Origin of the sequence: Kitasatospora sp. NPDC093806, from assembly GCF_040683335.1 — a bacterium.
GTDB lineage: Bacteria > Actinomycetota > Actinomycetes > Streptomycetales > Streptomycetaceae > Kitasatospora.
Window position 1 is genome coordinate 43,773 of the sequence record NZ_JBFBDO010000059.1, and the last position, 8,587, is coordinate 52,359.

General features: G+C 69.5%; 2 protein-coding genes. Both read left to right on the forward strand.

The window, feature by feature from the left end:
• The first annotated feature begins 195 nt into the window (after nt 1-195).
• Nucleotides 196-7,953 carry a ricin-type beta-trefoil lectin domain protein gene (locus tag AB0N76_RS25145; RefSeq protein WP_363560542.1) on the forward strand — a complete coding sequence of 2,586 codons (7,758 nt, stop codon included), beginning with the start codon at nt 196-198 and terminating at the stop codon, nt 7,951-7,953.
• A 173-nt stretch (nt 7,954-8,126) separates the two neighbouring features.
• Complete coding sequence (locus tag AB0N76_RS25150) at nt 8,127-8,534, forward strand: hypothetical protein (protein ID WP_363560544.1); 408 nt, start codon at nt 8,127-8,129, stop codon at nt 8,532-8,534.
• Nucleotides 8,535-8,587 lie beyond the last annotated feature (53 nt).

Below are 8,587 nucleotides of genomic sequence, written 5' to 3' on the forward strand. Positions count from 1 at the left end.
GAAATTTAGGTCGTGCGCGATGCTTTGTTATCGAATCGATACTCCTGGAGCTGCTGTGGCGCCTGCGAGAGATGAGAGGTTCTCAGGCGAGCCATCCGGCTTGCACCGTCCTGGCACTCTCTCGAAGAGGCATTGATGTCACGACGCTCCAAAGTCCCGTCCGCGGCCGCCGCGGACGGGACTCTTTCTGTATCCATGCGTTGGAAACGCCCGATATCAGCGGCTCTGACGCTCAGTCTGCTCGTCCCGGCCGGCATCGCCGCCGACGCGCTGACCGCGTCCTCGGCCTCCGCGGCCCAGCCGACGCCCAAGCCGACCAGCCCGCCCGCGCCTCCCGCCACTCCGAGCACCGAGGCGCCGGACGAGGCTTCGGCCTTGCTGGCGGCCAAGTTGAACGGCAAGCGGGTCGAAGTCACCGGCGCCCGTACCGAGTTCACCACCCTGTGGGCGAACCCCGAGGGGACGCTCACTGTCGAGCGGTCGACCGGCCAGATCCGGATGAAGTCCGGTAAGGACGGCAAGGACTGGGTCCCGGTCGACACCACCCTGGTCCAGACGCCGGACGGCAAGGTGGCGCCGAAGGCCCACCCGGGCGGGCTGGTCCTCGAAGGCGGCGACGCGGGCGTGACGGTGGGCGACAGCCTGCCGGGCACCAAGTCCCCGTCGGCCAAGGCGGATTCGCCCGAGGCCGCCGCCGCCCCGCTTCCCTCACGCGGGCTGGCGAAGTTCGGCTCCGGCGACCAGCAGGTCTCCTTCGGCTGGCTGGGCAAGCTGCCGAAGCCGAAGCTGGAGGGCAAGAAGGCGACCTACGTCGACGCCCGCCCGGGCGTGGACCTCGTCGTCGAGGCCACCCGGACCGGCTTCGAGCAGTTCCTGATCGTGAAGGACCGCTCCGCCGTCGCGCAGGCGGGTACTCTGACCGTTCCGCTGGACACCACCGGCCTCAACGTCGTCCCGCAGCAGGACGGTTCTCTGCTGCTGGTCGACAAGGGCACCGGCAAGACGGCCGTGAAGATCCCCACCCCGGTGATGTGGGACGCGGCGGTCGACCCGGCCTCGGGCGAGCACCTGCACCGGGCGCCGGTGACCATGCAGGTGCGTGGCCAGGGCGCGGGCACCGAGCTGGTGTTCACCCCGGACGCGGCCTTCCTGGCCGACGCGAAGACGCAGTTCCCCGTGACGGTCGACCCGGTGGTCAACGTCGAGGCGAACTTCGACACGTACGTGCAGACCAATGAGTACAACGACAACTCCTCCTCCCCGGAGTTGAAGCTGGGGACGTACAACGGCGGCGCCGTCAAGGCCCGTTCGTTCATCCACTTCCCCGGTGGCGACTTCAACGGCAAGCAGGTCCTGGACGCCAAGCTGTACCTGGCGAACTTCCACTCCTCCTACTGCCTGCCGAAGCAGTGGGAGGTCTGGTCCGCCCAGTACTCGGACACGGGCAACCGCTGGGGCAACCAGCCGGGTCTGATCGACCGCTACGCGGTCTCCGACGAGACCCGTGACGTGCCGAACGACGGCGACAACCATGACTGCCTGGGCCCTGGCAACTCCTACTGGGTGCAGGCCGACGTCACCACCCTGGTGCGGGACTGGTCCGGCATGGGCGTGGGCACGTACGCGCTGGGCCTGAAGGCGGCGGACGAGAACGACTCCTACACCTGGAAGCGGTTCGAGTCCTCCGAGGGCGACCACCCGCCGTTCCTGTCGATCACCTACAACACCGCGCCGACCACTCCGGCCTCGGTCGAGGTGCAGCCGTCCCAGCCGGGCAACCCGAAGTACACCTCGGACGCCAACCCGCGCTTCCTGGCGCAGGCGGCGGACGTCGACGGTGACACGGTGAAGGTCTACTTCGACCTGTGGCGTGGCAACACGTTCCTCGGCTCCATCCCGAAGGACACGCCGAACGGCTCGTGGGCCTCCGTCCGCGCGTCCGACTTCGGCCTCAACAAGCTCGACGAGGGCGTGCAGTACGCGATCTCCACGGTGCTGGACGACGGCAAGCTCCGCTCGAACTGGGTGACCACGCAGTTCGTGGTCGACACCACGAGTCCGGGCGCGCCGTTCGTCACCTCGGCCGACTACCCGTCGGACGGGCTGTGGCACGGCGCGGCCAACCAGGCCGGCTCGTTCACCTTCTCGGTGCCCGCCGGCACCGACGACCTGACGGCGTACGTCTACACGCTGGACGGCGGCACGCCGGTCACTGTCAACGCCACCGCCGCGCTGACCACGTCGATCACCCCGACCACCGAGGGCCGGCGCGTGCTCAGCGTGCAGTCCAAGGACCGCGCGGGCAACCTGTCCCCGCCGGCCGAGTACGTCTTCCAGGTCGGCCAGGCGGGCATGAGCTCGCCAGTCAACGGCACCCAGGCAGCAAAGCGGGTCAAGCTGTCGGTGGACGCGCAGGCCCAGTTCAAGCGGGTCGTCTACGAGTACCGCCGTGGTCCCGGTGCCACCGAGTACGCGGTGCCCCGGGTCAACCTGACCAAGGCGGACAACACCCCGGTCACCGAGGACCGGCCGCGACTGGCGGACCTCGGCCCGCACGCCAACTGGAACGTGCTCGACACGCTCGGCAACGTCGGCGGCGTCGTCCAGGTCCGGGCCAAGCTGTTCCCCGAGGACGGCTCCGGCAACGGCTACACCACCGTCTGGAACACCCTCACCGTCGACCGGAACGCCGACGGTGCCGCGGGCGCCGAGGCGGGCCCGGGCTCGGTCAACCTGCTGACCGGTGACTTCACCACCAGCACCACCGACACCACCGAGTTCGGCATGTCGGTCGCCCGTACCTCGTCCTCGCGAGGGACGGACCGCGGCTGGCAGCCGCAGGGCGAGCGGCTGACCACCAACCAGCGTCAGGTGGGCACCGACACCAACGGCTTCTCGGCCGGCCTGGCGTCGCTCTCCCGTTCCACCGTGCGCGGCCACGACAGCTCGACCGACTCGCTGCTGATCACGCCGACCAGCCAGAGCGGCCAGATCGACTCCTACGCGGGCGTCGGTCCGGACAACACCATGGCGCTCGGCATGAAGCCGGGCAAGACGTACCGCCTGACCGGCTGGATCTACGTCCCCGGCTCGACCGGCCTCAACCCGGACTTCGGCGACCGCGGCCTGCGGCTGGTCGGCTTCGTCAAGACTCCGGCCGGCTACACCAAGACCACCTCCGCCAAGGCGGGCTTCACCGACGGCTGGCAGCAGCTGAGCGTGGACCTGGCCGTCCCCGCGGACGCCACCGAGGCGTTCTTCCGCCTCTACAACGGCTTCACCGCGGCGGACAAGCAGGTCTTCTTCGACGACCTGTCGATGAAGGAGATCGTCGCGCCGTTCGGCCCGCAGTGGTCCGGCGGCCCGAACGCGGGCAGTGGCTCCGATTTCCGCTCGCTGTCGTTCCCGCAGTCCGACCTGGTCGAGATCAAGGGCAACAACGACGGCTCGCTGACCTTCGCGAAGGGCACCGACGGCACCTTCTTCCCGGAGCCGGGCGCGGAGACGATGACGCTGAAGGCGGTCCCGGCCACGGCGGGCGCGATCCAGCTCTCGGCCACCGGCCTGTGCCTGGAGGTCCCGAACGGCGCGGCCGGCAACGGCACCAACCTGCAGACGGCCCCGTGCACCGGTGCCGCCAACCAGCAGTGGACCCGTGACGACCAGCAGCGCGTCCAGATCCTGGGCAAGTGCCTCGACAACCCGTGGGGCGCGGTCGACGACAACACCCCGGTGGTCCTCTGGGACTGCAACGCCGGCCCCAACCAGAAGTGGGACGTCCGCACCGACGGCCAGCTGCTGAACCAGCAGTCCGCCAAGTGCCTGGACGCCTACAACGGCGCCACCATCTGGCGCTGCTGGGCCGGCCCGAACCAGGTCTGGAACGTCCAGACCAACGCCACCACCTACGAGCTGACCGAGCAGGACGGCACCAAGACCGTCTTCGCCCAGCAGGCCGGCTCGAACAGCTACCAGGTGGTCAGCGAGACCGGTCCGGGCGCCGCCTCGGCGACCCGCTACCAGTACGACACCACCGACGGCCGCTCGCTGGTCAAGCGGGTCATCCCGCCGGTCGCGGCGGGCGTGGACGACGCCAACCGCTGCTCGGTCGACCCGCTGCCGCGCGGCTGCACGGCCCTGGAGTACGAGTACGGCAAGGTGACCACGGCCACTGCGGCCGCGCCCGGTGACTTCATCGACCGGGTGAAGGCCGTCAAGCTGTGGTCGTGGAACCCGGCGACTTCCAAGGAGGAGGCCGTCGAGGTCGCGCACTACGCGTACGACGACAAGGGCCGCCTGGCCGAAGCCTGGAACCCGCGCCTCACCCAGCCGCTGAAGACCACCTACGGCTACGACGCGGACGGCCGGGTCACCCGGATCACGCCGGCCGGTCAGCTGCCGTGGAGCCTCGACTTCGGCAAGGCCGCCGCCGACCAGGACCCGGGCCGACTGCTGAAGGTCCGCCGTGCCGCACTCGCGGCCGGTTCCAAGGACCAGGTCAGCGGCGAGACCGCGACCAACGTGGTCTACGACGTGCCGCTCACCCGCGGCGCCGGTGGTCCGTACGACCTGGCCGGTGCGGACGTGGCCACGTGGGCGCAGCTGGACGCCCCCACCGACGCCACCGCCGTCTTCGACCCGGAGGACGACCCGGGTGCCAACACCGCCACGGCAGTGAAGCCCGGCAAGGACGGCTACAAGCCGGCCACCGTGCACTACCTGAACGCCAACGGCCAGGAGGTCGACACCGCGACGCCGTCCGTCACTCCGGGCGGTGACATCGACACCAAGGAGTACGACCGCTACGGCCACGCCGTCCGTTCCCTGGAGGCGACCAACCGTGCGATCGCGCTGGGCACCCACCCCGAGTGGGAGCGGTTCACGGCCGAGCTGGGCCTGCCGCAGATCCCGGCCGAGCTGCTCGCCGCGAACCTGACCGACGAGCAGAAGGCCCGCAAGGCCGAGATCACCAAGTCCCGGGCCCGGCTCCTGGACTCGCGCACCACCTACACGGCGGACGGCCAGGACGTGGCGGAGACGCTCGGCCCGGTGTACCGCGCCTTGCTCACCGAGCAGGTCAACGGCCAGAGCACCCCGGTCACGGTGACCTGGGAGGCCGAGAAGCTGCCGCAGCTCGGCGCCACCGCGCCGGTCCAGATCGACCGCAACTGCTGCGGCCTGACCTGGTCGGGCGGCGCCCACCTGGGCGTGCGTGCGACCGCCGCCGGCGGCTACGACGTCATGCGCGTCAGCGTGCCGGAGGAGGGCGACTACCAGCTCTCCGGTCAGCTGACCAAGAACAGCGACCACGGCATCGTGCAGTTCGCGATCGACAACCAGAACCTCGGCCAGCCGATCGACACCTACTCCGCCGACCCGGTCGTCGCCCCGTACGCGACCAGCCAGACGGTCCGGCTGGCGCGCGGTGACCACGAGCTCAAGGTCACCATCACCGGCACCAACAGCGCCAGCTCCGGCGAGCGCTACCACACCGGTCTGGACACGGTCACCCTGACCAAGACCACCGTCAACCCGACGCTCGCTGCCGGGACTTCGGTCGTCGTTCGGGACCACAACGCCAACACCTACGACGAGAACAAGCCCGACGGCCAGGCCTACCACCTGGTCACCACCGCGACCGACGGCGCCCGCATCGACGGCTACGCCGACGACGTCGAACTGCGCGTCACCAAGAACGGCTACGGCACCCCGCTCGGCGGCACCGCCGGCTGGACGCTGAAGAAGCCCACCTCGGTGACCACCGACGCGCTCGGCGCCAAGCTCACCACCAACACCCGCTTCGACGCCCAGGGCCGCACCGAGGAGCTCCGGGTCCCCGGCAGCACCGACGCGGCCGACGCCTCCACGGTCAAGACCGTCTACTACACGGCCGGTGCCAACGCCGCCAACACCGCGTGCGCCAACCGTCCCGAGTGGGCCGGACAGCCGTGTGTCACCGCCCCGGGGGCGGACATCACCGGTGCGGACGCGGCGCGGATGCCGACCACCCTGCCGGTCAAGCAGGCCATCCGGTACTCGCGCACCGGCAAGCCCGAGGAGGCCACCGAGACCAACGCCGGCAAGACCCGCCGGACGGTGACCGTCTACGACGCCGCCGACCGGACCGTCTCCACCGAGGTCACCGGTGACGAGGGCCAGGCCGTGCCGAAGACCACCGTCGAGTACGACCCGGCGACGGGCGAGGCGGTCAAGACCACGGCGGCCGGCAAGTCGGTCGCCACCGTCAAGGACGTCCTCGGCCGGACCGTCTCCTACACCGATGCCGACGGCGCGACCACCTCCACCGAGTACGACAAGTTCGGCAAGCCGGTCAAGGTCAGCGACACCACCGGCGTCATCACGTTCACCTATGACCGCGCCAAGGAGCCCCGCGGCCTGGTCACCTCGGTGAACGACAGCAAGGCCGGCGAGTTCACCGCCAAGTACAGCCCGGACGGCCAGCTCACCGAGCAGACCTACCCCGGCGGGATCGTCCGCAAGGACACCCTGAACGCCTCCGGCAAAGCCACCTCCCGCACCTACACCCGCGTTTCGGACGGCAAGGTCGTCTGGTCGCAGTCCGAGGAGGTCTCGACCCAGGGCCAGGTGGTCAGGAGCACCAGCACCAACGGCGTCAAGGCCTACGGCTACGACCGGCTGGGCCGCCTGGTGAAGGCCGAACAGAGCTCGGTCGCCACCGGCTGCACCACTCGGACCTACACCTACGACACCCACTACAACCGCACCGCGAAGGCGGTCTCCGGCCCTGCGGGCGACGGCAGTTGCTCCACCGCCGGCGCCACGACGACCGCGTCCGCCTACGACAGCGCCGACCGGATCACCGACGCGGGCTACCAGTACGACGCGTTCGGCCGCACCACCAGGACGCCCTCCGGCACGGTCCTCGGCTACCGGGTCAACGACCTGGTCGCCTCCCAGGAGACCGCGACCACCCGGCAGACCTGGACCCTCGACCCCGCCGGCCGCCTCAACGGCAGCACCACCGCCACCAAGCAGGCCAACGGTACCTGGGCCACCACCGCCAACCGCCTGAACCACTACGGCGGCAGCAGCGACAACCCGGGCTGGACGGTCGAGGACACCGGCACCGGCGCCTGGACCCGCAACGCGTCCGGTATCGACGGAGACCTCGCCGCGACCGTCACCGACAAGGGAGAGATCAAGCTCCAGCTCACCAACCTGTTCGGCTCGGTCGTGCTCGTCACCGACCCGGCCCTCACCAAGCCCGTCCTCCTCGACACCGACGAGTACGGCAACCCGGCCGCCGGCACCCCCGCGGCCCGCTACGGCTGGCTCGGCGGCAAGCAGCGCTCCGCCGAAGCCCAGGACGGCATCGTCCTGATGGGCATCCGCCTCTACAACCCGGCCACCGGCCGCTTCCTCTCCGTGGACCCCGTCCCCGGCGGTAACGCCAACCCGTACGACTACACGTACGCCGACCCGCTGAACCGGTACGACCTCGACGGCCGGATCGCTATCCTCCGGAGCCTCAAGCGCGTTGCGAGCAAGGTGCCTTGGAAGGCCGTCGGCAACTTCGTGGTGCGCAACCGCGGCACACTGGCCACGGTGGGGGCGACTGTCGGATGCCTGGTTCCGGGTGTCGGCTGGGGTGCCTGTGCGGCTCTCGAAGCAGGTGCCTACGCCGTCAGGGCGCAGCAGCGGATCCAGGACCAGGGATTCCGCAACTCCTGGAAGCAGAACACCGCCGATGCCATCTTCAGCGCGTCGACGTTCGGCCTCGGCACGGCCCTGCGGTATTCGCGGTACGGGCGCCTGTCCGGTTGGCGGGAGCAGGGCACCGTCCCGAGCCTGCTCATGGGCCGGGCGCCCTGGTCCATGAGTTCTTGGAACAACCCGGTCTACACCATGGCGGTCTCGATGCCGGCCATCGTGCACTTCCTGGGCCATGGCCGGAAGGACCTGAACTGGTAGTCTGACCAGGATTGTGGACTTTCTGATCAGGTGATGTCGTGCCGGCGGGGGCCTTTCAGCAATCAGGCCTCCGTCGGCCTTCGCGGCTCCGAATTCGGTTCCGAACGTATGTCGAACAATCCTGGGGGTCGGACATGTCTTCGCAAACGAGGAAGCGAGCGATCAGTCCGTGGTTGGTTCCGCAGTTCCTCATCGGACTCATCGCGCTCTTCACCGGGGTGGCGATCGCCGCACAGGCCTCCCGGGTGGACGAGTTGATTCCCATCCTGATCTTCGGGCTTCCCGGGCTCTGGTTGGTGATCAGATGCCCGGTGGCCGGTGTGTATTGCACGTCCGAGGGCGTGGTCTACCGGGGAATCATGAAAACCGTCCGCACGGGCTGGGCTGACGTGGTCGGAGTCGAAACCGCGACGACCTCCAGCCCGGCCGCGACCGCGTACTTTCCGAGGCTGCGGCTCTCCTCCGGCGGAGAGGTCGACCTCATGTCCGTTGCCGGATACGGAATGAAGAACACCCGGGTCGAAGAGGTCATCGAATGGCTTCGGGCGTCGAAAGCGGAATTCGACAGAACTTCCCGATGAATGCGGCGGGGTGGGCCCGGAGGATCCTCCGGGCGCCCCCCCCCGCCGTTTGC